At 54.5% G+C, this 23,915-nt stretch carries 21 protein-coding genes; 9 read left to right on the top strand and 12 right to left on the bottom strand.

The features are described 5' to 3' along the window. Nucleotides 1-67 precede the first annotated feature (67 nt). The 3 genes from IMQ48_RS17970 to ascF form a co-directional block, all read right to left on the bottom strand. A complete protein-coding gene (locus tag IMQ48_RS17970) occupies nt 68-307 on the bottom strand; it encodes a SymE family type I addiction module toxin (protein WP_196210097.1) in 240 nt (79 codons plus the stop codon). Between the two features lie 194 nt (nt 308-501). Beyond that, nucleotides 502-1,926, bottom strand: a complete 1,425-nt coding sequence (locus IMQ48_RS17965; RefSeq protein WP_196210096.1) for a 6-phospho-beta-glucosidase — start codon at nt 1,924-1,926, stop codon at nt 502-504. Nucleotides 1,927-1,948: 22 nt separating this feature from the next. Next, nucleotides 1,949-3,403: a PTS cellobiose/arbutin/salicin transporter subunit IIBC gene (ascF, locus tag IMQ48_RS17960; RefSeq protein ID WP_196210095.1), complete on the bottom strand. Its 1,455-nt coding sequence runs from the start codon at nt 3,401-3,403 to the stop codon at nt 1,949-1,951. A 263-nt stretch (nt 3,404-3,666) separates the two neighbouring features. On the opposite strand from ascF, the gene IMQ48_RS17955 reads away from it, so the two are divergent. From IMQ48_RS17955 to hypF, 3 genes are all read left to right on the top strand, one after another. After that, nucleotides 3,667-4,680: a LacI family DNA-binding transcriptional regulator gene (locus tag IMQ48_RS17955; RefSeq protein ID WP_196210094.1), complete on the top strand. Its 1,014-nt coding sequence runs from the start codon at nt 3,667-3,669 to the stop codon at nt 4,678-4,680. Nucleotides 4,681-4,824: 144 nt separating this feature from the next. Further along, nucleotides 4,825-5,370 (top strand): electron transport protein HydN, encoded by a 546-nt coding sequence (gene hydN, locus IMQ48_RS17950; protein WP_196210093.1) that lies wholly within the window; start codon nt 4,825-4,827, stop codon nt 5,368-5,370. Between the two features lie 141 nt (nt 5,371-5,511). Then, entirely contained in the window at nt 5,512-7,746 is a 2,235-nt protein-coding gene (gene hypF / locus IMQ48_RS17945; protein WP_196210092.1) for a carbamoyltransferase HypF, read from the top strand. A gap of 117 nt (nt 7,747-7,863) precedes the next feature. Here hypF and norW read toward each other — a convergent pair whose 3' ends face one another. Then, the gene (gene norW / locus IMQ48_RS17940) at nt 7,864-8,997 is read right to left on the bottom strand and encodes an NADH:flavorubredoxin reductase NorW (RefSeq protein WP_196210091.1); all 1,134 of its coding nucleotides are present in this window, start codon (nt 8,995-8,997) and stop codon (nt 7,864-7,866) included. Beyond that, nucleotides 8,994-10,442, bottom strand: coding sequence for an anaerobic nitric oxide reductase flavorubredoxin (norV, locus tag IMQ48_RS17935; protein WP_096755976.1), 1,449 nt, complete (start codon nt 10,440-10,442; stop codon nt 8,994-8,996). The genes norW and norV overlap by 4 nt, the downstream gene beginning before the upstream one ends. Before the next feature lie 191 nt (nt 10,443-10,633). Here norV and norR point away from each other — a divergent pair, with 191 nt between their 5' ends. Next, nucleotides 10,634-12,157: a nitric oxide reductase transcriptional regulator NorR gene (gene norR, locus IMQ48_RS17930; protein ID WP_196210090.1), complete on the top strand. Its 1,524-nt coding sequence runs from the start codon at nt 10,634-10,636 to the stop codon at nt 12,155-12,157. Here the strand turns inward: norR and gutQ are convergent. The 7 genes from gutQ to srlA all read right to left on the bottom strand — a co-directional run bounded on the left by gutQ (nt 12,154) and on the right by srlA (nt 17,257). Further along, nucleotides 12,154-13,119 carry an arabinose-5-phosphate isomerase GutQ gene (gene gutQ, locus IMQ48_RS17925; protein WP_096755978.1) on the bottom strand — a complete coding sequence of 322 codons (966 nt, stop codon included), beginning with the start codon at nt 13,117-13,119 and terminating at the stop codon, nt 12,154-12,156. The two genes, norR and gutQ, sit on opposite strands and share 4 nt — an antisense overlap. Further along, entirely contained in the window at nt 13,112-13,885 is a 774-nt protein-coding gene (srlR, locus tag IMQ48_RS17920) for a glucitol operon DNA-binding transcriptional repressor SrlR (protein WP_196210089.1), read from the bottom strand. Before srlR ends, gutQ begins: the two co-directional genes overlap by 8 nt. A 206-nt stretch (nt 13,886-14,091) precedes the next feature. Then, nucleotides 14,092-14,451 carry a transcriptional regulator GutM gene (gene gutM, locus IMQ48_RS17915; protein ID WP_196210088.1) on the bottom strand — a complete coding sequence of 120 codons (360 nt, stop codon included), beginning with the start codon at nt 14,449-14,451 and terminating at the stop codon, nt 14,092-14,094. 101 nt (nt 14,452-14,552) lie between these two features. Beyond that, nucleotides 14,553-15,332, bottom strand: a complete 780-nt coding sequence (gene srlD / locus IMQ48_RS17910) for a sorbitol-6-phosphate dehydrogenase (protein WP_196210087.1) — start codon at nt 15,330-15,332, stop codon at nt 14,553-14,555. 17 nt (nt 15,333-15,349) lie between these two features. Continuing rightward, nucleotides 15,350-15,712, bottom strand: a complete 363-nt coding sequence (gene srlB, locus IMQ48_RS17905) for a PTS glucitol/sorbitol transporter subunit IIA (protein ID WP_196210086.1) — start codon at nt 15,710-15,712, stop codon at nt 15,350-15,352. Between the two features lie 13 nt (nt 15,713-15,725). Further along, complete coding sequence (locus tag IMQ48_RS17900; RefSeq protein WP_196210085.1) at nt 15,726-16,697, bottom strand: PTS glucitol/sorbitol transporter subunit IIB; 972 nt, start codon at nt 16,695-16,697, stop codon at nt 15,726-15,728. Continuing rightward, nucleotides 16,694-17,257 carry a PTS glucitol/sorbitol transporter subunit IIC gene (srlA, locus tag IMQ48_RS17895; RefSeq protein WP_196210084.1) on the bottom strand — a complete coding sequence of 188 codons (564 nt, stop codon included), beginning with the start codon at nt 17,255-17,257 and terminating at the stop codon, nt 16,694-16,696. Before srlA ends, IMQ48_RS17900 begins: the two co-directional genes overlap by 4 nt. Before the next feature lie 262 nt (nt 17,258-17,519). Between srlA and mltB the strand changes: the two genes are divergently transcribed. The 5 genes from mltB to alaS all read left to right on the top strand — a co-directional run bounded on the left by mltB (nt 17,520) and on the right by alaS (nt 23,772). After that, complete coding sequence (gene mltB, locus IMQ48_RS17890) at nt 17,520-18,599, top strand: lytic murein transglycosylase B (protein WP_096755985.1); 1,080 nt, start codon at nt 17,520-17,522, stop codon at nt 18,597-18,599. Between the two features lie 193 nt (nt 18,600-18,792). Then, nucleotides 18,793-19,290 (top strand): nicotinamide-nucleotide amidase, encoded by a 498-nt coding sequence (gene pncC / locus IMQ48_RS17885; RefSeq protein WP_196210083.1) that lies wholly within the window; start codon nt 18,793-18,795, stop codon nt 19,288-19,290. A 92-nt stretch (nt 19,291-19,382) separates the two neighbouring features. Beyond that, nucleotides 19,383-20,447, top strand: coding sequence for a recombinase RecA (gene recA / locus IMQ48_RS17880; RefSeq protein WP_196210082.1), 1,065 nt, complete (start codon nt 19,383-19,385; stop codon nt 20,445-20,447). Nucleotides 20,448-20,515: 68 nt separating this feature from the next. Beyond that, nucleotides 20,516-21,016: a recombination regulator RecX gene (recX, locus tag IMQ48_RS17875; RefSeq protein ID WP_196210081.1), complete on the top strand. Its 501-nt coding sequence runs from the start codon at nt 20,516-20,518 to the stop codon at nt 21,014-21,016. Between the two features lie 128 nt (nt 21,017-21,144). Then, entirely contained in the window at nt 21,145-23,772 is a 2,628-nt protein-coding gene (gene alaS / locus IMQ48_RS17870) for an alanine--tRNA ligase (protein ID WP_196210080.1), read from the top strand. Nucleotides 23,773-23,915 lie beyond the last annotated feature (143 nt).

Raw genomic sequence — 23,915 nt, 5'->3', positions numbered from 1 at the left:
GCATTCCCAGCGCCGGATGTCAGCCACGCGCGGCATCCGGCCTGTTCCGCCTTTACATATCCAGCCGTTATTCAGTTGCCTGCTCAATAATTAATTTCCCCTGCATCACCGAAACATTCACCTCTGTGCCTGTCGGAAAACCCGCCTGTTCCAGCCAGTCGCCATTCAGCGTTAATGAGGCGTGTCGACTGATACGCAGGGTGAATCCGGTACGGCGATCTTCGTAGCGTCTTCTGACGTAACCCACTTTTAAACGACGCACGGGTTTGGCGATAATCATTGGTATTTGAACATTATCAGTAGACATGAACGTTTCCTTGTTACGAACGGTGAAAAGTAAAAACTACTGAATAAAATGCCAGTAATAATGCGCGACAGCAAACCGCAGAATGGAATGACGATCCAGAAAAATGAATGTAAAAAATGAAACGGAAAGGAAGGGGGGATGTTCGTGGCGGGTGAACATGTGGGCCGGATAGCAAGCGCCATCCGGCCCGACGATCAGTCCAGCTCAGCCCCGTTGCTGGCGATCACTTTTTTGTACCACCAGAATGATTTCTTGCGGGTCCGCGTCAGCGTGCCATTGCCTGCGTCATCGCGGTCGACATAGACAAAACCGTAGCGTTTGCTCATCTCGCCGGTAGAGGCGGAAACCAGATCGATACAGCCCCAGGTGGTGTAACCCATCAGCGGCACGCCGTCTTCAATGGCGTCTGCCATGGCGCGAATATGGTCGCGTAAATAGCGGATGCGATAGTCATCGTTGATCTCGCCGTTGGCATCGATTTCATCTTTTGCCCCCAGTCCGTTCTCAACCAGAAACAGCGGTTTCTGGTAGCGGTCATACATCATGTTCATGGTGATGCGCAGGCCCAGCGGGTCAATTCCCCAGCCCCATTCGCTGGCTGCAATGTACGGATTGCGCAGCGACTTCACCACGTTGGCGGCGCTGGTGTTGCCGGTGTTCATTTCTGCCGAGGCGCAGCGCGAGGCGTAATAGCTGAAGGAGACAAAATCGACGGTGTTTTTCAGGATGTCGTCATCTTCCGGGGCTTTCTCAATCACTACGCCCTTGTCGCGAAACACGCGTGCTGAGTAAGTGGGATAAGCACCACGCGCCTGTACATCAATAAAGAACAGGTTTTCACGGTCCTTTTCCAGCGCGGTCCACACATCTTCCGGTTTGCATGAGTAGGGGTAGAAGTTTCCGCCAGCCAGCATGCAGCCGACCTGGTTGTGCGGATTGATTTCATGGGCGATTTTGGTTGCCAGTGCGCTGGCAATCAGTTCGTGGTGCGCGGCCTGGTATTTCACCTGATCCTGATTTTCACCCGCTTCAAACACCAGTCCCGCGCCGGAAAAAGGGCTGTGCAGCAGGATGTTGATTTCATTGAACGTCAGCCAGTATTTCACCAGACCGTTAAAGGCCTCGAAGCAGGTACGGGCGTAGCGGGTGAAAAACTCGACCATTTTGCGGTTACGCCAGGAGCCGTATTCGGTGACCAGGTGCATCGGTACATCAAAGTGGCACAACGTCACTAACGGCTCAATACCGTACTTTTTGCACTCGGCAAACACCGAGCGATAAAAATCGATGCCTTCCTGATTCGGCGTCAGTTCATCCCCGTTCGGATAGAGCCGACTCCAGGCAATTGAGGTACGAAACACCGTGAACCCCATTTCTGCCATCAGGGCGATATCGTCTTTATAGCGATGATAAAAATCAATCGCTTCATGGCTGGGATAAAACTCGTCACCCCGCAGTTGAACGCGCTTTTCCTGACCCAGTTTGACCGGCATCCGATGTGCGCCGTGGGGGATCATATCCACGGTAGTCAGCCCTTTGCCGCCTTCCCGATACGCCCCTTCAGACTGGTTGGCGGCCAGTGCGCCACCCCATAAAAATCCTTGCGGAAAAACAGACATAATAAACCTCAGTTAGTACCCGTCAGATGCTGGCGCCATTGATATTTCCCGGCTGCGCAGCCTGATTTTTTCTGGCCTGCGCGGCCGCATCTTCGACGGGAATATCCTCAAAGCCGAGCAGCAGCGTTAAGACAAACGACAGTACTACCGCCAGCGCCATGACGCCAAATACCCAGACAATGGTCATCGGATTGGCCGGGTCGAAAAACTGTACGCTGGTGAACAGGCCTGGTGCAGCCATCGAGTGGCTCGCCAGCCCGGCCATCCCGGCGACGGCACCGCAGATAAAGCCGCTGATAAGACTGGCAATCAGCGGACGTTTCAGACGTACCGCCACGCCGTACAGCGCCGGCTCGGAAATCCCTGCCATAATGGCGGAGGCCGCCGCGGCTAATGCTGTCTGACGCAGTTCCGGGTTTTTGGTTTTCCAGGCGACTGCTAAAGAAGATCCACCCAGAGACAGGTTGGCGCCAATTTCAGACGGCATAACCATGCCTTCTTTACCGGTTTCGGCAATGGTTTGAATAATGGTGGGGGTAAAGACGCGGTGCATGCCGGTCATCACCAGAAGCGGCCACAGTGCGCCCATAATGGCCACCGACAGCCAGCCCAGATAGCCGTGAATGGTGTACACCAACGCGGAGATCGCGCTGCCGATCCAGATGCCAATCGGGCCAATTAAGACGATGGCAAGCGGGGCGGCGATCAGTACGATCAGCATCGGCTTCAGGAAGTTTTTGGTTACGGCTGGTGTAATGCGATCCACCCAACGTTCGATGTACGACAGGCACCAGGTCATGACCAGCGCCGGGATCACCGTGTAGGTGTATTTCACCGCCGTGACCGGGATCAGTGCGAACTCAACGTGCTCGCCTTGTGCGGCTTTAGCCATCAGCTCAATAAAGCTCGGATGCACCAGCACGCCTGCAATGGCGATAGCCAGCGACATATTGGTTTTGAATTTAATGGCGGCTGAGGCGGCGACCATCAGCGGCAGGAAGAAGAATGCGCCGTCGCCGATTACTGTCAGGATAGTCAGCGTCGAGGAGCCTTTTTGCAGCACGCCGGTCATTTCGAGGATCATTGCCAGCAGCTTCAGCATCGATCCACCGATAATCGCCGGGATCAGCGGGGACATAGTGCCGATCAGCGCGTCGAGGATCCCTGCACCAATGCGCTTGAGCGTCAGTTTGGGTTTGCCTGTGGGTTCGCTGGGTTGCATCTCGCCCGGTAGCAGGCTGACGACCTCGCGATACGCCTGTGACACGGTATTACCAATGATTACCTGGCACTGATTGTCGCTACGCACCACGCCGAGCACGCCATTGAGCGTTTTTAACGTGGTGCTGTCGACCAGCGAATCATCTTTGATAACGAAACGTAAACGGGTCATGCAGTGGGTTACTGCGGTGATGTTCTCGACGCCGCCCAGAGCTGTCACAACCGAGCGCGCCAGCGCTGCATAATTTTTAGACATCGGATTTAATCCTGTTTTATCAGTAGGGTAGGTAATGTCTTACCGTTTATTTTCGTCTTATGTTGGTGATGATGAAACATTGATAGGAAACCGGTTCCACAAAATAATGTTTAATTTATGTAATTTGTGCAAGATTATATTTTGATCATTTTTTGTATTTGTGACTACGATCACCAGATAACGCGTTCTGCGATTGAGCAGCAAGGACAGCGGCGAAACGGTGCAGTACACTGCGGCACATTGAGTAAAGAGGGATGAGTAATATGACCACGATGCTGGAAGTGGCGAAGCGTGCTGGCGTGTCGAAAGCTACGGTTTCCCGGGTGCTTTCGGGGAACGGCTACGTCAGCCAGGAGACCAAAGACCGCGTGTTCCAGGCTATTGACGAGAGTGGCTATCGTCCCAATTTGCTGGCGCGCAGCCTGGCGGCGAAGAGCACGCAGACGCTGGGTCTGGTAGTGACCAACACCCTGTATCACGGCGTTTATTTTAGCGAGTTGCTATTTCACACTGCGCGTATGGCGGAGGATAAAGGACGCCAGCTTCTGCTGGCCGACGGTAAACATAGTGCCGAGGAAGAGCGTCAGGCGATTCAATATCTGCTCGACCTGCGCTGTGACGCTGTCATGATCTATCCGCGTTTTCTCAGTGTGGATGACATCGACGAGATTATCGATGCGCACCCCCAGCCCATTATGGTGCTTAACCGACGGCTGCGTAAAAACACCAGCCATTGTGTCTGGTGCGATCAAAAACAGACCAGCTTTAATGCCGTCACGCAGTTGATTCGTGCCGGACATACTGAGATTGCTTTTATTACCGGTTCGATGGATTCGCCCACCGGCGTGGAGCGACTTTCCGGTTACAAAGACGCGCTGGCGCAGCACGGCATTCCGTTGAATAATGATTTGATTGTGAAGGGTAAATGGACGCCAGCCTGTGGCGCTGAAGGCGTTAAAACCTTACTTTTACGCAAGGTAAACTTCACCGCGCTGGTGGCCAGCAATGATGATATGGCGATTGGCGCGATGAAGCAGCTGCACGAGCAGGGCATTAATATTCCCGCGCAGGTGTCGGTGATTGGCTTCGATGATATAGCCCTTGCGCCGTACACCATTCCGGCGCTTGCCAGCGTCAAAATCCCGGTCACGGAGATGGTCCAGGAAACGATAGGACGCCTGATCTTTATGCTGGACGGCGGAGCCTTTACGCCAGCGAAAAACTTTACCGGCGAGCTTATCCCTCGTGCTTCTCTAGCTCCGACACTTTCACGCTGATGCTGTCATTTGTCATCGTCACTAGTGACGATGACACGCGATACCGGTGCTATCTAAAATAAAAATCCTTTAATAACAGTTAATTAAATTCTGGCACGATTTATGAATGCTTCGGCAGATAATCTGTCATTGCTGGAGAATTTGATGAACCGTTTCATCATTGCAGACGCCAATAAATGCATTGGTTGCCGTACCTGTGAAGTGGCCTGCGTGGTATCCCACCAGGATAACCAGGACTGCGCATCGCTGACCCCTGAAACCTTTTTACCGCGCATTCACGTGATCAAAGGCGTTAACGTCTCTACCGCGACGCTGTGCCGTCAGTGTGAAGATGCGCCGTGTGCCAACGTCTGCCCGAACGGTGCAATTAGCCGCGATAAAGGCTTTGTCCACGTGATGCAGGAACGCTGCATTGGCTGTAAAACCTGCGTGGTCGCTTGTCCTTATGGCGCAATGGAAGTGGTTGTCCGTCCGGTTATTCGTAACAGCGGCGCGGGTCTGAACGTGCGTGCTGAAAAAGCCGAAGCCAACAAATGCGACCTGTGTCACACTCGCGAAGCCGGTCCAGCCTGTATGGAAGTCTGCCCGACGCATGCGCTGATTTATGTCGATCGTAATAAACTGGAGCAGCTGAGCGCGGAAAAACGTCGTCGTGCGGCGCTGGACTCCACCGCATCTTTGCTGTTCTGATTATCCAAAATCCGCGTAAAATACCTGCCTGATGGCGCTACGCTTATCAGGCCTACAGGGCAATAACACGTAGGCCGAATAAGACGAAACCGCCATCCGGCAAACAGATATTTCAGGGATACACTACCGCGGGAATTTAACATGACACTAAGCAACCACTCCGGTGTAGAGCTGCGCATTCGCGGTAAGGTACAGGGCGTTGGGTTCCGACCCTTTGTCTGGCAACTGGCGCAGCGGTTACAGCTGCATGGCGACGTCTGTAACGACGGCGACGGGGTGGTGGTGCGTTTGCTCGAAGATGCAGCGCAATTTATTGCCGAACTGCATCAGCACTGCCCGCCGCTGGCGCGGATTGATAGCGTCGAGAGTGCGCCGTTTGTCTGGCAACAACGACCCGCAGATTTCTCTATCCGCCAAAGTGCTGGCGGAACGATGAATACGCAGATCGTACCGGACGCCGCAACCTGCCCTGAATGTCTTGCTGAAATGAACACCCCCGGCGAACGCCGTTATCGTTACCCTTTTATCAACTGTACCCACTGCGGCCCGCGCTTCACCATTATTCGCGCAATGCCGTATGACCGTCCGTTTACCGTCATGGCTTCATTCCCGTTGTGCCCACAATGCGATGCTGAATACCGCGATCCGTATGATCGTCGTTTTCATGCCCAGCCTGTCGCCTGCCCGGCGTGTGGCCCGCATCTGGCGTGGATAAGCGCAGACGAGCGAGCGGAAAAAGAACAGGCGCTACAGGCGGCGGTCACGCGGTTGAAAGCCGGCGGCATTGTGGCGGTTAAAGGTATTGGTGGGTTTCATCTGGTCTGTGATGCGCGCAACGACAATGCCGTGGCGCTGCTCCGTCGGCGTAAACATCGCCCGGCTAAACCGCTGGCGGTAATGCTGCCGGGTGACGACGGACTGCCAGAAGCGGCACGGCGTTTGCTGACTACGCCCGCTGCCCCCATCGTGTTGGTCAATAAACAGTATGTGGTTTCACTGTGCGAAGGGATTGCGCCAGGACTTACCGAGGTCGGCGTCATGCTGCCTGCCAACCCGTTACAGCATTTGCTGTTGCAGGAGATGAAGAGGCCGCTGGTGATGACCTCCGGCAACCTTAGCGGCAGGCCGCCGGCCATTACCAATGCGCAGGCGCTGGACGATTTGCACGACATTGCCGACGGATTTTTGCTGCATAACCGCGAGATTGTGCAGCGTATGGATGACTCGGTGGTGTGCGAAAGTGGGGAGATGCTGCGCCGTTCCCGGGGCTATGTGCCGGATGCCGTGGCGCTGCCGCCAGGTTTTCGCGACGTGCCGCCGATGCTGTGCTTAGGCGCGGATCTGAAAAATACCTTCTGTCTGGTCCGGGGGGAACAGGCGGTGATTAGCCAGCATCTGGGTGACCTGAGCGATGATGGCATTCAGCATCAGTGGCGCGATGCGCTGCATCTTATCCAGAATATTTATGATTTTACCCCGCAGCGTATCGTCTGCGACGCGCATCCGGGCTACGTTTCCAGCCAGTGGGCCCGTGAGATGACGTTGCCAATTGAAACGGTGCTGCATCATCATGCGCATGCTGCGGCGTGCCTGGCTGAGCACGGCTGGCCGTTGAACGGCGGCGATGTCATTGCCCTGACGCTGGACGGTATCGGCATGGGCGAAAACGGTGCGCTGTGGGGCGGGGAGTGCCTGCGGGTGAATTATCGCGAATGCGAACACCTTGGTGGCTTGCCCGCGGTAGCGCTGGTGGGTGGCGATCTGGCGGCAAAACAGCCGTGGCGCAATCTGCTGGCGCAGTGTCTGCGCTTTGTGCCTGACTGGCAGCGTTATCCGGAAACGGCTTTCGTGCAGCAACAAAACTGGAGCGTACTGGCTCGCGCCATCGAGCGTGGGATCAACGCGCCGTTGGCATCATCGTGTGGACGCTTGTTTGATGCAGTTGCCGCCGCACTGCAGTGCGCACCGCAATCCCTGAGCTATGAAGGCGAGGCCGCCTGTGCGCTGGAGGCGTTAGCGTCACAATGTGCAGGCGTTGAACACCCGGTCGCCATACCGCTTAACAACAACCAGTTGGATTTGGCGGTTTTCTGGCAGCAGTGGCTGAACTGGCAGGCGACCCCCCCTGAACGCGCCTGGGCTTTCCATGATGCGCTGGCGCGTGGGTTTGCCACGCTGATGCGCCAACAGGCACAGTTGCGCGGTATTACGACACTGGTATTTAGCGGTGGCGTGATGCATAACCGTTTGCTGTCAGCCCGTCTGGCGTTTTATCTGCATGATTTTACGTTACTGTTCCCGCAGCGTTTACCGGCAGGGGATGGGGGATTGTCGCTGGGGCAGGGCGTGATTGCCGCGGCGCGGGCATTGCCGTAAAAATAAAAAAAGCCCCGGGACTGGCGGGGCAAGAAAAGCAAGTCGGGGCATACCGACAAGTGGCAACACACATCCGTGTGCGTGAGGTTAATAAAACAAGCAATGGCACAACATTGTTTACACGGGCAGTGTTTTCAGCAGCGCGAAGGCCTCCTTCATACGATCTTCGCTCACCACGAAGGCACACAGTTGGCCTTCGCTGTTCATTCCTCTGGCGACCATACCTTCTGCTTCAGCCGCAATATGCCAGTTCAGATCGCGACGCTGGGTTTCCCCTGCCAGGTGTAATGGCAGCTCAGGCGTTTTGATTTTTACCAGCATGGCCGGCAGTTTCAGCGGAGCATTGCCGCCGAGCAGGTTTTTCGCCAGATACATTGCGCTGAGCTGAATCGGCTGCAGGAACGGCAGGACCTGACCATTAATTTCTGCGCAGTCACCGAGGGCGTAAATATCCGGGTGGCTGGTTTGCAGATAGCTGTCGACGCAAACGCCGCGATTGATGGTTAACCCGGCGCGACGCGCCAGCGCGGTTTCTGCTCGCAGACCGGTTGCGGCAATCACCGCATCAACCTCTACACTGCGGTTACGATCGAGCGTGGCGCGAATACCGGTGCTGGTTTTCTCCAGACTCTGCAACTGTGATTTCAGCAGCAGGTGTACGCCCATATCGGTCAGACGATGCTGCAAACGGCTGCTGACTTCTGGCGGCATTAACGAGGCCAGAATGCTGGCGGCGTTATCGATAAGCGTTACCGCTTTACCGGCGCGGCAGAAATCCATCGCCAGCTCGCTGCCAATCAAACCACCGCCAACAATCAGGACTCGCTGCGCATCGCGCAGTTGCGTTTCACAGGCGCGATACTCCTGCTGGCTGTTCAGTGTGAGCATTAACTCACGTCCGGTCACCGGCGGTACAAAGGCTGATGCCCCCGTAGCCAGCACCAGCTTGTCATACTGCCACTGCTTGTCCTGGCTTTTCACTACGTGAGCATCGGCATCGATGTCGGTCACCCAGGTGTGCGGGAACAGGCGCAAATTAAACTGTTCGGCAAACTCCCCCGCCGACTGGCGGGTGAGGTCGTCGGCACGCTGTGCCTGGCTGATAACATGGCTGAGATCGGGCTTGTTGTACTCGTCGATGCTGTCAGCGGCAATCAGGGTCAGCGGGACAGTCGCATCCTGCTTACGGATATTTTTGACTAACTGGCGGGCGGCGAAGCCCGAACCAATAATGACAATTCCGCGGCTCATTTTGCCTCCGTAGCCAGTACGTCGAAGACGTCTTTGCCTAATGAACATTCCGGGCACAGGAAGTTTTCCGGCACGTCGCTCCACGGTGTACCCGGTGCGACATCCTGCAGCGGTTCACCTTTCTCTGGATCGTAGATCCACTGGCAAACGCTGCATTGCATGCAAGGTCCGAGGTCAGCGGCCGCGGCGGCGGCACAGGCGCACTCTTCCTCTTTGGTTGCGGCTTTGACGCTGGTTTCCGGCAGTGGAGCGAGCGCCCACTGACGTGCAATTTCACGACCGTGCTGACGGCACAGTTCCAGCGCATCCAGATCCGGGCGCCATTTGGCTTTCAGGCTCAGGGACATTTCAAAACCAGCATCCTGCAGACGCGTGGACAGACGGTCTACCGCACCGCCGCTCCAGCCGTGTGAGCCGAAGGCGCTGGCGCGTTTATTGCGAAAACGCAGGCCGGTCATCTCTTCGACCAGACCGGCGATCTTCGGCATCATCACGTTGTTCATCGTGGAAGTACCGACCAGCACGCCTTTAGAGCGGAAGACGTTTGTCAGGACTTCGTTTTTATCGCTGCGGGCGACGTTAAAGATTTTCACTGCCACGTTCGGGTCAACTTCGTTGATGCCCTGGGCAATGGCGTCGGCCATCATACGGGTGTTGTTGGACATGGTGTCGTAGAAAATGGTGATGCGGTCTTCCTGATAATCCGCCGCCCATTTCAGGTACATCTCAACGATCTGCGTTGGGTTGTCGCGCCATACCACACCGTGAGAGGTGGCAATCATGTCAACCGGCAGGTTGAAGCCGAGGATTTCCGTGATTTTCGGCGTGACCAGGCGGCTGAACGGCGTCAGGATGTTGGCGTAGTAGCGCTGGCACTGTTCGAACAGTTCAGTCTGATCCACTTCGTCGTTGAACAGACGTTCGTCACAGTAGTGCTGACCAAAGGCGTCGTTACTGAACAGCACGGCGTCACCGGTCATGTAAGTCATCATGCTGTCCGGCCAGTGCAGCATCGGGGTTTCAACGAAGATCAGCTGTTTGCCGTTACCGATATCCAGTGAGTCACCGGTTTTTACCACGTTGAAGTTCCATTCCGGGTGATGGTGGTGACCGGTGATGGAGTCAATAGCGTTAGCGGTGCAGTAAATCGGGGTGTCCGGGATGCAGGACATCAGCTCGGTCAGCGCACCGGCGTGGTCTTCTTCTGCATGGTTAATGATGATGTAGTCAATATCTGCCAGGTCAATTTCATTGCGCAGATTCTGCACGAATTCACGGCTAAACTTGTGGTCTACTGTATCGATCAGGACATTTTTTTCTTCACGGATAAGATAGCTGTTGTAGCTGCTACCGCGCAGCGTTTTGTATTCGGTCCCGTGGAAATCACGAACTTCCCAGTCACGTTGGCCAACCCAATGAATGTTATTTTTAACCAGAATAGACATAGCAACCTCAGTAATTAATTTAGCGTGTTTCTAAAAAAGATGTTTTGCTTATTGCAGGTTGCGTGCCAACTTTTTATTTTATTGATTTATAACAATTTAATGTTTTACCCCTCTAAATTGATTGTCAAAATGACTATGCTTTTTGTTGTCAATATGACAATATGCATTGTCAAAATGACAATGAGGTAGCCATGAGTTTTTCCGTTGACGTGCTGGCGGGTATCGCCATTGAATTACAAAGCGGTATTGGGCATCAGGATCGTTTTCAACGCCTGATCACCACGCTGCGTCAGGTGCTGGAGTGTGATGCGTCGGCGCTGCTGCGCTATGAATCACGACAGTTTATTCCGCTGGCGATCGACGGGCTGGCGCAGGATGTTCTCGGCAGACGTTTTACGCTGGAGGGGCATCCGCGTCTGGAAGCGATTGCCCGCGCCGGGGACGTGGTGCGTTTTCCCGCCGACAGCGATTTGCCCGATCCGTACGATGGGCTGATCCCCGGCCAGGAAAGCCTGAAGGTCCATGCCTGCATTGGGCTGCCGCTGTTTGCCGGACAAAATTTGATTGGCGCGCTGACGCTGGATGGCATGGAGCCAGACCAGTTCGATGTCTTCAGCGATGAAGAGCTTAGGTTGATTGCCGCACTGGCGGCGGGGGCGCTGAGCAATGCGCTGCTGATTGAACAGCTGGAAAGCCAGAATATGCTGCCGGGCTCGTCCACCGCTTTCGAACAGGTGACGGAAACGCAGATGATTGGCCTGTCGCCTAATATGATGCAGCTGAAAAAAGAGATTGAGATTGTCGCAGGCTCCGATCTTAACGTCTTAATCAGCGGTGAAACGGGAACCGGGAAAGAGCTGGTGGCGAAAGCAATCCATGAAGGCTCGCCGCGTGCGGTGAATCCGCTGGTGTACCTCAACTGTGCCGCGTTGCCAGAAAGCGTCGCGGAAAGCGAATTGTTTGGCCATGTGAAAGGCGCCTTTACCGGGGCCATCAGCAACCGTAGCGGCAAGTTTGAAATGGCGGACAACGGCACGCTGTTCCTGGACGAGATTGGCGAACTGTCACTGGCGTTGCAGGCCAAGCTGCTGCGCGTGTTGCAGTACGGTGATATTCAGCGAGTGGGTGACGATCGCAGCCTGCGGGTGGATGTTCGCGTGCTGGCGGCCACCAACCGTGATTTACGCGAAGAGGTGTTGGCCGGGAATTTCCGCGCCGACCTGTTCCACCGCCTGAGCGTTTTTCCCCTTTCGGTGCCGCCGCTGCGTGAGCGCGGTGAAGATGTGGTTTTGCTGGCAGGTTATTTTTGCGAACAGTGCCGGCTGCGGCTGGGGCTTTCCCGCGTGGTGCTAAGCCCTGGTGCGCGTCGTCATCTGTTGAACTACGGCTGGCCGGGTAACGTGCGTGAGCTGGAACATGCTATTCATCGTGCGGTGGTGCTGGCGAGGGCGACAAGGGCAGGGGATGAAGTGGTGCTGGAGCCGCAGCATTTTGCCCTACAGGAAGAGGCACATACGCCGCAGGCTGAAGCCGACGCTATGGTGGAGATCCCGCTCAATCACAACCTGCGCGAAGCCACGGAGTCTTTTCAGCGGGAGATGATCCGCCGGGCATTGGCGCAGAATAACCATAGCTGGGCGGCAAGCGCGCGGGCGCTGGAAACCGACGTCGCCAACCTGCATCGGCTGGCGAAGCGTCTGGGGCTGAAGGATTAGAGAATGCCTGCCTGATAAAAATCCTGCAGGTTAATCGCGCCGGTGAGTTTGCCGTTTTCATCCACCACCGGTGCGGCAGTGATTTTGCGCTTCATCAGAACCTCTTTGGCGTCAATCGCACGGCTTTGTGCCTGCAGCGTGACGCCATTCGGGGTCATTGCTTCACGAACTTCAGTGCTGAGTGCGCCGCCACCGACCAGCCAACGGCGCAGGTCGCCGTCAGTAAAGACACCTTTCACCAGAGACTGCTCGTCGCAGACCGCCACCAGACCCAGACCGGTGCGGCTCAGTTCCAGCATGGCGTCCATAACGCTGGTGGTGAGCGTCACCTGCGGTACGGCATCGTCGCGGCGCATCAGGTGGTGCACCTTGTTTAACAGACGAGCGCCCAGCGCACCGGCTGGATGAGAACGCGCAAAGTCTTCTTCGTTAAAACCGCGAGCTTGCATCACGGCAATTGCCAGCGCATCGCCCATCATCAGGGTGTTGACGGTGCTGGAGGTGGGTGCCAGACGCATTGGACAGGCTTCACGTTCAACCGAGATATCCAGTACGGCTTTGGCGGCCAGACCTAATGGCGAGGTCGGTTTTCCGGTCATTGCCAGCAGCGCGACGGATTTGTCTTCCAGACGCGGAATGATGAGATCCAGCTCTTTTGCGCCGCCGGAGTAGGAGATGAAGAGCATCACATCGCGGCTTTCAATCATGCCTAAGTCGCCGTGCAATGCTTCCGCTGGATGCACGAAGAACGCAGGAGTGCCGGTGCTGGCGAGGGTCGCGGCGATTTTTTTGCCAATATGGCCAGATTTACCAATTCCGGAGACAATCACTTTGCCTTCGCAGTGGATGATAGTATTGGCGGCGCGAACAAAGTCATCGCCGAGGCGCTCTGGCAGTCGGCTGGCTTCCTGAAGTTCCAGCATTAACGTCTGACGGCCAGCATTCAGTAGTGCATCACTCATTGGTTTCTCCGGTTATGATCACTTCTATCCCTTTTGCTTCCAGCGCCTGACGAAATGCAGGGTCAATGCCCGCATCGGTAATCAGCTTGTCGACGCTTTCCAGACTGCATACCACATTGGGGCTTTTGCGCCCGAATTTCGACGAGTCCGCCATTAGAATGACTTCGCGAGCGGCATTGCACATCGCCTTGCTGACGGTATAGACCTCATTAAAGGTGGTCACGCCCGCATTCAGATCGATGCCGTCGGTCCCCATGAAGAGTTTATCAAAGCTGAACTGCTCAAAGGCATTTTCTGCCAGCTGTCCGTGAAATGACGCCGATTTTTTGCGAAACGTACCGCCGGGCATCAGGATAGTTTGCTCGTTGTCCAGCTCCGAAAGGGCGTTAACAATGTGCAGGCTGTTGGTCATCACGGTGATGTTGCTAAAGCGGGTGAGCATCGGCACCATCTGCAAAACGGTGCTGCCCGCGTCGAGAATGATTGAGTCGCCGTCGTGAATAAAGCGCACGGCGGCTTCGGCAATTTGCTCTTTTTTATGCGTGTTGATTAGCGTTTTGTGATCGATGGGCGGGTCAGATTCGTCTTTGTTTAATACTACGCCGCCATAGGTACGAATGACGGTGCCGGCATTTTCCAGAGTGACCAGGTCTTTGCGAATGGTCGTGCCGGTTGTGTCAAAGTAGTGGGCCAGTTCTTCAACCGAGCATTTTCCCTGCTTTTGCAGATGCTCCAGTATGGCAGCCTGACGCTGACGAGGTTTCATAGGCGTGATTACCCTGACTTATGTATATACCCGTCATACTTCAAGCTGCATGTGCGTTGGCTTGACTCGGCCTTACGGCCTCACCCCTTCGGGGCCAGCGCAAGCGCTGTTCAAAACAGCCGAGGCGTTTTGTCCTGCAACTCGAATTATTTGGGATATAGGTTGCAAAATGATAATTTCGCAAGCTAATAGCATTCATAACGAAATTATCCATGTTTCAGTTTAAGCGCCAATGATAGTGCATTCTGGGAGAGAGGATCATGGGGAAAGATCACATCAGGCTGTAATTCATCAAGATGTTTGCCCATTATCGGGGCAATTTTGGCTGGTCTGGCGAATACGGTAAGACCTTTCATAAATAACGTATCAGTTACCCGCTGTTGCTCATCCAGAGCGATAGCGACCACAACGCGCGGTTTAAAACGTCCGCCGGAACGCCCGACGCCGACCCGACCCTGCTGACAAAGCTTGTCGAACGCGCGATTAAAGCGGGAAATTTGCCAGCCGCCCAGCGCAAGCTGTAGGCACCAGGCAATGGCGGCGACGGTAATCAGTGCGGAAACCATATTATTGCTCCTTGATTATATGCCGGGTGGCGCTGCGCTTACCCGGCCTACAGGGAGGGCGTAGGCCGGATAAGGTGAAACCGCCATCCGGCAATTCAACATTAGAACATCACCTGACCGCCGGTGACGTTAATCGATTGTCCGGTGCAGTAAGACGCTTTCGGGCTGGCATAGAACAACAACATGTCCAGCACATCCTGATAATCACAGCCGCGCTTGAGTGGGACTTTATCCACGTAATACTGTTCTACTTCATCCGGCTTAAGGCCAAGCTTGGTGGCATATTGCGGCAGCAACGACTGGAACATCGGCGATTTCAGCAGATTGCCAAGCATTAACGAATGTACGGTAATCCCGTATTCCGCCAGATCCAGTGCCAGAGACTGGGTTAAGCCCACGCCGCCGAATTTTGCCGCGCTGTAGCCCGAGTTGTGTTTGCTACCCACTTTGCCGGATTTTGAGTTGATCTGGATAATGCGTCCCTTAATGCCGTCGCGGATCATCAGGCGCGAGAATTCACGCGCACAGAGGAAATAACCGACCAGATTCACCTGCAGCGAGCGGTCGAAATCCCCGAGTTCAAAGTCGCTGATAAACGCTGCTTTGGCGATACCCGCACTGTAAACCAGCAGGTCAGCGCGACCGAATATCTCATCTACCCCACGTGATAGTGCCAGCACGCTCTGTTCGCTGGTGGCGTCAGCGCCAAAGCCGTAAGCAGTTCCTTCCCCAAACTCGGCATTAATTTCCTGCGCCACATTCGCCGCTTTATCGCTTTGAATATCGACGACCGCAACGCGGTATCCTTCTGTCGCAAGCCCACGGCAAAGGAATGCCCCCAGGGTCTGGCCTCCACCAATGACAACGGCAACTTGATTCATTTTTCTCTCCTTTACGCTTAAGCAATAAATTTCAAAATACAGCCCGGCGCGATGGCGTCCGGTACCGGCCCCGCAACGTGTACGGTGCCAGGAAACTCTGCCTCGCTCTGTCCATCGAAGCGCAAGGTGATATGCCCCAGTTCACGCAAATTCAGTTCTGCCACGCTTCCGACGGCGGTGACCGGGTAGCGATGCTGGCCCAGCTCAAACTGAATGCCTGCCTGCAGAACGCCATTAAGCTCGCCGTGGCAGTGGATGAAGCAAAACTCTTCGATATCCGCAGGCGCGCCTTCACGAAAGGTAATCAGCATCTGGTCACAGAGTGCATCCGGGGCGCTCTGACCAATGCGGGTGATGGTGGTTTGATAGATCACGGTCATCTTTGAGAGCCTCTTATTGATAAATAAAGCCGGAAACAAACCAGGCGATAAGAACGGTAGGTGCGCCGGTCAGGAAGCGGCTTACCAATACGGACGGCACGCCGACGCGCACGGTGTCCTGGCGAGCTTCTGCCAGTGATAACCCCACAGGGATGAAGTCACAGGCGGCCTGGGCGTTAATCGCGAACAAGGCTGGCAGCGCCAGATGTGGAGGGATATTGCCCAGACCAATCTGCACGCCAATCAACACGCCGATAACCTGGGCGATCACCGCGCCTGGGCCGAGGAACGGCGACAGCAGCGGGAAGGAACAGATTAATGCCAGCGTCACTAGCCCCAGCGGATGGCTGGCCAGCGGCGCCAGGCCGTGAGCGATCCAGTCACCCAGGCCGGAGGCCATGATGATGCCGATCAGCGCCGAGACGAATGCCATAAACGGCAGAATGGTTTTCAGTACGGTATCAATCGTGTCTCGTCCGGACTGGAACAGTACCGCCACGGCGGAACCCATGCCCATGCCGACCTTCGCCAGCAGGCCATCACTCTGTTCGGTAATTTTTTTACTGGTGTCGTAGTCGCGACCCGCCGTGGTGCCTGCCGGTGGTGGCGTCGCGGCGGCTTCACCGACTGCGGTAATGTTGTCTTCTTTGACGCCGGAGACATAAATATCTTCGGTAATGTACTGCGCCAGCGGGCCGGATTTTCCGGTGGAATGAATGTTGATTGTCGGAATCCGGCGTTTTGGGTAAATACCGCAGCGTAACGTGCCGCCGCAGTCGATGATGGCTGCGCCGATTTCGTCTTCTACAGGCTCGCCCTCTTTAAAGCCATCAATAGCCTGCCAACCGGTTAACTGTGCCAGTTTGTCGACAATCGCCGGGCGCGTTCCTGCGGTGATATAGACAATTTTCTTGCCGGGTGTTGCGTCCAGTTCAAGCGGGCCACCCCAGCCACCGGTACCTCTTTCAATACGAATACGCGTCATGATGTCGCTCCCGCCAGATGGACTTTTTGCTCAAGTTGAATGCCCATTTTCTTTTCGAAGATGGAGGTGGTGAGGTCGGTCACCCAGCCGCGGAAGAAGTTTGTCACCAGACCAACCAGCAGATAGCTCACCGCGAGTGGACCGAGCGGCAGGCCAAGCGTGGTCAAGCCGCTGGCGATCCCCAGATAGACAAACAGTTCGCCGGGATTGATGTGTGGAAACAGCCCGTTCATTGAGTGGCAACTATAGGAGGCCGCTGCGTAGTAGCTGGGTTTGTACTTCTCAGGCATAAACCGGCCCAGACTCAACGTCATCGGGTTACAAAAAACAAAGGTGCCGATGCACGGCAGCAGCAGATAGCGAGATAGCGGGTTTCCGGCGCAGCGCTGAGCAAAACGTTCAATACGCTGCTGGCCAATAAAGTTAATGAGCGCGTTCATGATGACCAGCAGGCTAATTAATAGCGGAAGAATCCCGGTTACCATGCCGGTAAATACTTCTCCGCCTTTCTGGAACAGCCCGATGAACCACTCTGCGCCCAGGGTGATGGTGTCGATCATTATTCTCTCCTGTAGGGGGTTGGGAATTTGCTAGAACGTGGTTTATTTTAATCACAATGAAAGGTTTTAAAGTGTTATTTTGATCGCAAAATGAAAGATAAATATTTTAATTTGAAAGTTAATGCGTGAGAGATCGCAAATGGGGTGGTAAACGATGAAAGGGGAAGTAAATTCTGCGAAGGAGGGCGACTACCGCTTCCTTGTGTGGCGGTGGATGCTTTACCATACTTCTCTCTGGCTGAATCTGTTTAATGGATGTCTCATGTTCAAGCGTCGTTATGTAGCATTACTTCCCCTTTGTGTGTTGCTTGCTGCCTGTAGTAGCAAACCAAAACCTTCAGAGACTCAAACGACAACGGGTACGCCTTCTGGCGGCTTCCTGCTTGAGCCGCAACACAACGTCATGCTGTCGGGCGGCGACTTCGCCAATAATCCGAATGCGCAGCAGTTCATCGATAAAATGGTGAGCAAGCACGGCTTTGACCGTCAGCAGTTGCAGGAGATCCTGTCGCAGGCCAAACGTCTGGACTATGTTCTGCGCTTGATGGACCGTCAGGCACCGACAACGCAGCCGCCAGCCGGGCCTAACGGTGCATGGCTGCGCTATCGCAAGCAGTTCATCACGCCGGATAACGTGCAAAATGGTGTGGCGTTCTGGAACCAGCATGAAGATGCGCTGAAGCGCGCATGGCAGGTCTACGGTGTACCACCGGAAATTATTGTCGGCATTATCGGTGTCGAAACCCGCTGGGGTCGTGTGATGGGCAAAACGCGTATTCTGGATGCGCTGGCGACGCTGTCGTTTAACTATCCGCGTCGGGCGGAATACTTCTCCGGCGAGCTGGAAACCTTCCTGCTAATGGCTCGGGATGAAAGCGATGACCCGCTGGACCTGAAAGGCTCCTTCGCCGGAGCAATGGGCTACGGGCAGTTTATGCCGTCCTCTTACAAAGAATATGCGGTTGATTTCAATGGCGATGGACACATTAACTTGTGGGATCCGGAGGATGCCATCGGTAGCGTAGCAAACTACTTTAAAGGCCACGGTTGGGTGAAAGGCGATACGGTGGCGGTGCCGGCAAATGGCCAGGCGCCAGGGCTGGCTAACGGGTTTAAAACCCAGTACAGCATTTCTCAGCTTGCGGCCGCAGGTCTGACGCCACAGCAGTCGCTGGGTAACCATCAGCAGGCCAGCCTGCTGCGTCTGGATATTGGCACCGGTTATCAATACTGGTACGGGCTGCCGAATTTCTACACCATTACCCGCTATAACCACAGCACGCATTACGCGATGGCTGTCTGGCAGTTAGGTCAGGCGGTAGCGCTGGCGCGCGTACAGTAATTATTCGCTACCGGTCTACAGGAGGATATCTCTTGTAGACCGGATAAGACGTCCAGGCATCGCCATCTGGCACTATTTTTAATGTGGTTCATCTATTTTCTGAATCCCCCTCGTAAAATGTTCTCCTCATCCCCATCTTTGTCGTGAAAGTGCTATCTTGTCCGGCATATTTTTTTAACTGACAGAGGCTGAAATGACCGACAGTGAACTGATGCAGTTAAGTGAACAGGTTGGGTTGGCATTGAAAGCGCGCGGCGCGACGATGACCACCGCAGAGTCCTGTACCGGCGGTTGGGTAGCGAAAGCCATTACGGATATCGCCGGCAGTTCCGCCTGGTTTGAGCGCGGATTTGTGACCTACAGTAACGAAGCCAAGTCGCAGATGATCGGCGTGCGAGAAGAGACGCTGGTACAGCACGGGGCAGTAAGTGAACCGGTGGTTGTCGAAATGGCGATTGGCGCGCTAAAAGCGGCCCGCGCTGATTTTGCCGTTTCTATTAGCGGTATCGCAGGGCCGGACGGTGGCAGCGAAGACAAGCCGGTCGGGACAGTATGGTTTGCCTTTGCCAGCGTAAGCGGTGAGGGGATCACGCGCCGGGAATGCTTCAATGGCGACCGCGACGCGGTGCGTAGGCAGGCGACCACTTATGCGTTACAGACCCTGTGGCAACAATTTCTACAAAATACTTGATACTGTATGAGCATACAGTATAATCGCATCAACAGAACATCATCTTTCACTATTCGCGGTTCACTCCGAGAGTGGCATGACAGGAGTAATTAATGGCTATCGACGAAAACAAACAGAAAGCGTTGGCGGCAGCGCTGGGCCAGATCGAAAAGCAATTCGGTAAAGGCTCCATCATGCGCCTGGGTGAAGACCGTTCCATGGATGTGGAAACCATCTCCACCGGTTCGCTTTCTCTGGATATCGCATTGGGCGCGGGCGGTTTGCCGATGGGGCGTATCGTCGAAATCTACGGTCCTGAATCCTCCGGTAAAACGACCCTGACGCTGCAGGTTATTGCTGCTGCGCAGCGCGAAGGTAAAACCTGTGCGTTTATCGATGCAGAACATGCGCTGGACCCTGTTTATGCCCGTAAGCTTGGCGTTGATATCGACAACCTGCTGTGTTCTCAGCCGGATACCGGTGAACAAGCGCTGGAAATCTGTGATGCGCTGGCGCGCTCCGGTGCCGTAGATGTTCTCGTTGTCGACTCCGTTGCCGCACTGACGCCGAAGGCGGAAATCGAAGGCGAGATCGGTGACTCTCACATGGGCCTCGCGGCACGTATGATGAGCCAGGCGATGCGTAAGCTGGCCGGTAACCTGAAACAGTCCAACACGCTGCTGATTTTCATCAACCAGATCCGTATGAAAATTGGCGTTATGTTCGGTAACCCGGAAACCACCACCGGTGGTAACGCACTGAAATTCTACGCTTCAGTTCGTCTGGATATCCGTCGTATTGGCGCGGTGAAAGAGGGCGATAACGTGATTGGTAGCGAAACCCGCGTTAAGGTCGTGAAAAATAAAATTGCCGCGCCGTTTAAACAGGCAGAATTCCAGATCCTTTACGGTGAAGGTATCAACTTCTACGGTGAGTTGGTTGACCTGGGCGTGAAAGAGAAGCTGATTGAAAAAGCTGGCGCATGGTACAGCTACAACGGTGAAAAAATTGGTCAGGGTAAAGCGAACGCAACCAACTGGCTGAAAGAAAACCCGGCTACCGCGAAGGAAATCGAGAAGAAAGTTCGCGAGTTACTGCTCAATAACCAGGATTCAACGCCGGACTTCTCCGTCGATGATAGTGGTCAAGACGTAAAAGAAACGAACGAAGATTTCTGATAATCTGGTTTCATCGTATAAAAAGGGCTGCATATGATGCGGCCCTTTTCCATTTCTGAAGGTTCACAATGACAGATTCAACGCCTCGTCGATCCGCGTATTCCCGTCTGCTTGACCGTGCCGCGCGTATTCTTGCCATGCGCGATCACAGTGAGCAGGAACTGCGACGCAAACTGGCAGCTCCGGTGATGGGAAAAAATGGACCGGAAGAAATTGATGCTACGCCGGAGGATTACGATAAGGTTATCGCTTGGTGTATAGAAAGCCGCTACCTGGATGACGACCGTTTCGTTCAGCAATTTATCGCCAGCCGTAGCCGCAAAGGCTATGGACCCGCCCGCGTGCGTCAGGAGTTGGGACAAAAAGGTATTTCCCGCGAAGTCATTGAACGCGCTATGCGTGAATGTGAGATTGACTGGGCGAGGCTGACGCGAGAGCAGGCCATCAGAAAATATGGTGAACCCTTGCCGGTGGATTTTTCAGAAAAGGTTAAGGTCCAGCGTTTTTTGCTCTATCGCGGCTATCTGATGGAAGATATTCAGGCAGTATGGCGAAATTTTGACGATTGAGCGCATACGGGATTTTACTTCCCCGCAAAGAAAACTTATCTTATTCCCACTTTTCGATTGCCAGCGGCGCCGTTTACGTGCCTATGCTGGTGATGACATTTCGTTAGCTTGATTTCTTCAGGATAATTATGAGCAAGAGCACCGCTGAGATCCGTCAGGCGTTTCTCGATTTTTTCCACAGTAAAGGACATCAGGTAGTTGCCAGCAGCTCCCTGGTCCCAAACAATGACCCTACTTTGTTGTTTACCAACGCCGGGATGAACCAGTTCAAGGATGTTTTCCTTGGTCTCGACAAGCGTAATTATTCCCGCGCAACCACCTCGCAGCGTTGCGTACGTGCGGGCGGTAAACACAACGATCTGGAAAACGTCGGTTACACTGCACGTCACCATACTTTCTTCGAAATGCTGGGTAACTTCAGCTTCGGCGACTACTTCAAACACGACGCCATTCAGTATGCATGGGAGCTGCTGACCGGTGAAAACTGGTTTGCCCTGCCGAAAGAGCGTCTGTGGGTAACTGTTTACGAAACCGACGATGAAGCCTTTGAAATCTGGGAGAAAGAAGTCGGTATTCCGCGCGAACGTATCATCCGTATTGGTGATAACAAAGGTGCGGCTTATGCTTCCGACAACTTCTGGCAGATGGGTGACACCGGTCCTTGCGGTCCGTGCACCGAAATTTTCTACGACCACGGCGACCATATTTGGGGTGGCCCTCCGGGAAGCGCAGAAGAAGATGGCGATCGCTACATTGAGATCTGGAACATCGTCTTCATGCAGTTTAACCGCCAGGCTGACGGCACTATGGAACCGCTGCCGAAGCCGTCCGTAGATACCGGTATGGGTCTGGAGCGTATTGCAGCCGTGTTGCAACACGTTAACTCCAACTACGATATTGACCTGTTCCGCGCGCTGATTGAAGCCGTGGCGAAAGTCACCGGTGCTACCGATCTGAGCAACAAATCACTGCGCGTGATTGCCGACCATATCCGCTCTTGTGCATTCCTGATTGCCGATGGCGTTGTGCCGTCGAATGAAAACCGTGGCTATGTGCTGCGTCGTATCATTCGTCGTGCGGTGCGCCATGGCAACATGTTGGGCGCGAAAGACACCTTCTTCTACAAGCTGGTGGGGCCGTTGGTCGAGGTGATGGGCTCTGCAGGTGAAGAACTGAAGCGTCAGCAGGCGCTGGTTGAGCAGGTTCTGAAGACCGAAGAAGAGCAGTTTGCCCGCACGCTGGAGCGTGGTCTGGCTCTGCTGGATGAAGAACTGGCAAAACTGTCTGGCGATACGCTGGATGGCGAAACCGCCTTCCGCCTGTATGACACCTATGGCTTCCCGGTTGACCTGACGGCAGACGTTTGCCGTGAGCGCAACATCAAGGTTGACGAAGCGGGCTTTGAAGCCGCAATGGAAGAACAGCGCCGTCGCGCGCGTGAAGCCAGCGGTTTTGGCGCCGACTACAATGCGATGATTCGCGTTGAGGGTGCCTCTGAATTTAAAGGCTATGAGCATCTGGAACTGAACGGTAAAGTCACCGCGCTGTTTGTAGATGGTAAAGCGGTAGACGCAATTAATGCAGGCCAGGAAGCTGTTGTCGTCCTTGACCAGACGCCGTTCTATGCGGAATCCGGCGGTCAGGTTGGTGATAAAGGCGAACTGAAAGGTGCGGGCTTTGCGTTTGCGGTTAGCGATACGCAAAAATATGGCCAGGCGATTGGTCACATCGGCAAACTGTCTGCGGGTTCTCTGAAAGTGGGCGACGCCGTACAGGCTGACGTAGACGAAGCGCGTCGTGCTCGTATTCGTTTAAATCACTCCGCAACGCACCTGATGCATGCGGCGCTGCGTCAGGTTCTGGGCACTCACGTGGCACAGAAAGGCTCGCTGGTTAATGACAAAATTCTGCGTTTCGACTTCTCTCATACCGAAGCGATGAAACCGGCTGAAATTCGTGCTGTTGAAGATCTGGTGAATGCGCAAATTCGTCGCAACCTGCCGATTGAAACCAACATCATGGATCTCGACGCGGCGAAAGCCAAAGGCGCAATGGCGCTGTTTGGCGAGAAATATGATGACCACGTGCGCGTGCTGAGCATGGGCGATTTCTCTACCGAACTGTGTGGTGGTACTCACGCCAGCCGTACCGGTGATATCGGCCTGTTCCGCATCATCTCTGAGTCCGGTACTGCCGCGGGCGTGCGTCGTATCGAAGCCGTAACCGGTGAAGGTGCTATCAATACTGTGCATGCTGAGAGCGACCGTTTAAGCGAGATAGCGCATCTGTTGAAAGGTGATAGCCAGAATATCGGTGACAAAGTACGTTCTGTACTGGAGCGTACGCGTCAGCTCGAGAAAGAATTGCAGCAATTGAAGGAACAGGCTGCCGTGCAGGAGAGTGCAAATCTTTCCAGCAAAGCGGTTGATATTAACGGGGTGAAACTGCTGGTCAGCGAACTGACCGATGTTGAACCTAAAATGCTGCGTACCATGGTTGATGATCTGAAAAATCAGCTGGGGTCTACCGTTATCGTACTGGCAACGGTAGTTGAAGGTAAGGTTTCTCTGATTGCGGGCGTGTCTAAGGATGTGACTGACCGTGTGAAAGCAGGGGAACTGATTGGTATGGTCGCTCAGCAGGTAGGCGGTAAGGGTGGTGGACGTCCGGACATGGCGCAAGCCGGTGGTACGGATGCCGCAGCTCTGCCTGCAGCGTTAGCCAGTGTGAAAGGCTGGGTCAGCGCAAAACTGTAATAATTATAAGCGTAAGTCGACGCTGCGGACTTCAATCCGCAGCGTTTGCATCAACGCTATCGACAACGATAAAGTCAGGTTGAAGTTGTGTATATCGGCTAAACTTAGGTTTAACAGAATGTGATGCCGTGACTGCTTACACT

Origin of the sequence: Citrobacter sp. Res13-Sevr-PEB04-36 (assembly GCF_015672735.1) — a bacterium.
GTDB lineage: Bacteria > Pseudomonadota > Gammaproteobacteria > Enterobacterales > Enterobacteriaceae > Citrobacter.
The sequence above is the reverse complement of the archived record's forward strand: the minus strand, read 5'-3'. Positions and strand labels throughout refer to the sequence as shown.

What these genes read in the sequence shown, in the direction of transcription:
- srlB (WP_196210086.1), bottom strand. Translation starts at nt 15,712, where the DNA reads ATGACCGTGATCTATCAAACCACCATCACCCGCATTGGTCAGAGCGCC.
- mltB (WP_096755985.1), top strand. Translation starts at nt 17,520, where the DNA reads ATGTTCAAGCGTCGTTATGTAGCATTACTTCCCCTTTGTGTGTTGCTT.
- srlA (WP_196210084.1), bottom strand. Translation starts at nt 17,257, where the DNA reads ATGATCGACACCATCACCCTGGGCGCAGAGTGGTTCATCGGGCTGTTC.
- recX (WP_196210081.1), top strand. Translation starts at nt 20,516, where the DNA reads ATGACAGATTCAACGCCTCGTCGATCCGCGTATTCCCGTCTGCTTGAC.
- IMQ48_RS17900 (WP_196210085.1), bottom strand. Translation starts at nt 16,697, where the DNA reads ATGACGCGTATTCGTATTGAAAGAGGTACCGGTGGCTGGGGTGGCCCG.
- alaS (WP_196210080.1), top strand. Translation starts at nt 21,145, where the DNA reads ATGAGCAAGAGCACCGCTGAGATCCGTCAGGCGTTTCTCGATTTTTTC.
- IMQ48_RS17955 (WP_196210094.1), top strand. Translation starts at nt 3,667, where the DNA reads ATGACCACGATGCTGGAAGTGGCGAAGCGTGCTGGCGTGTCGAAAGCT.
- norR (WP_196210090.1), top strand. Translation starts at nt 10,634, where the DNA reads ATGAGTTTTTCCGTTGACGTGCTGGCGGGTATCGCCATTGAATTACAA.
- gutM (WP_196210088.1), bottom strand. Translation starts at nt 14,451, where the DNA reads ATGGTTTCCGCACTGATTACCGTCGCCGCCATTGCCTGGTGCCTACAG.
- pncC (WP_196210083.1), top strand. Translation starts at nt 18,793, where the DNA reads ATGACCGACAGTGAACTGATGCAGTTAAGTGAACAGGTTGGGTTGGCA.
- norW (WP_196210091.1), bottom strand. Translation starts at nt 8,997, where the DNA reads ATGAGCCGCGGAATTGTCATTATTGGTTCGGGCTTCGCCGCCCGCCAG.
- hypF (WP_196210092.1), top strand. Translation starts at nt 5,512, where the DNA reads ATGACACTAAGCAACCACTCCGGTGTAGAGCTGCGCATTCGCGGTAAG.
- srlD (WP_196210087.1), bottom strand. Translation starts at nt 15,332, where the DNA reads ATGAATCAAGTTGCCGTTGTCATTGGTGGAGGCCAGACCCTGGGGGCA.
- recA (WP_196210082.1), top strand. Translation starts at nt 19,383, where the DNA reads ATGGCTATCGACGAAAACAAACAGAAAGCGTTGGCGGCAGCGCTGGGC.
- gutQ (WP_096755978.1), bottom strand. Translation starts at nt 13,119, where the DNA reads ATGAGTGATGCACTACTGAATGCTGGCCGTCAGACGTTAATGCTGGAA.
- srlR (WP_196210089.1), bottom strand. Translation starts at nt 13,885, where the DNA reads ATGAAACCTCGTCAGCGTCAGGCTGCCATACTGGAGCATCTGCAAAAG.
- hydN (WP_196210093.1), top strand. Translation starts at nt 4,825, where the DNA reads ATGAACCGTTTCATCATTGCAGACGCCAATAAATGCATTGGTTGCCGT.
- ascF (WP_196210095.1), bottom strand. Translation starts at nt 3,403, where the DNA reads ATGTCTAAAAATTATGCAGCGCTGGCGCGCTCGGTTGTGACAGCTCTG.
- IMQ48_RS17965 (WP_196210096.1), bottom strand. Translation starts at nt 1,926, where the DNA reads ATGTCTGTTTTTCCGCAAGGATTTTTATGGGGTGGCGCACTGGCCGCC.
- IMQ48_RS17970 (WP_196210097.1), bottom strand. Translation starts at nt 307, where the DNA reads ATGTCTACTGATAATGTTCAAATACCAATGATTATCGCCAAACCCGTG.
- norV (WP_096755976.1), bottom strand. Translation starts at nt 10,442, where the DNA reads ATGTCTATTCTGGTTAAAAATAACATTCATTGGGTTGGCCAACGTGAC.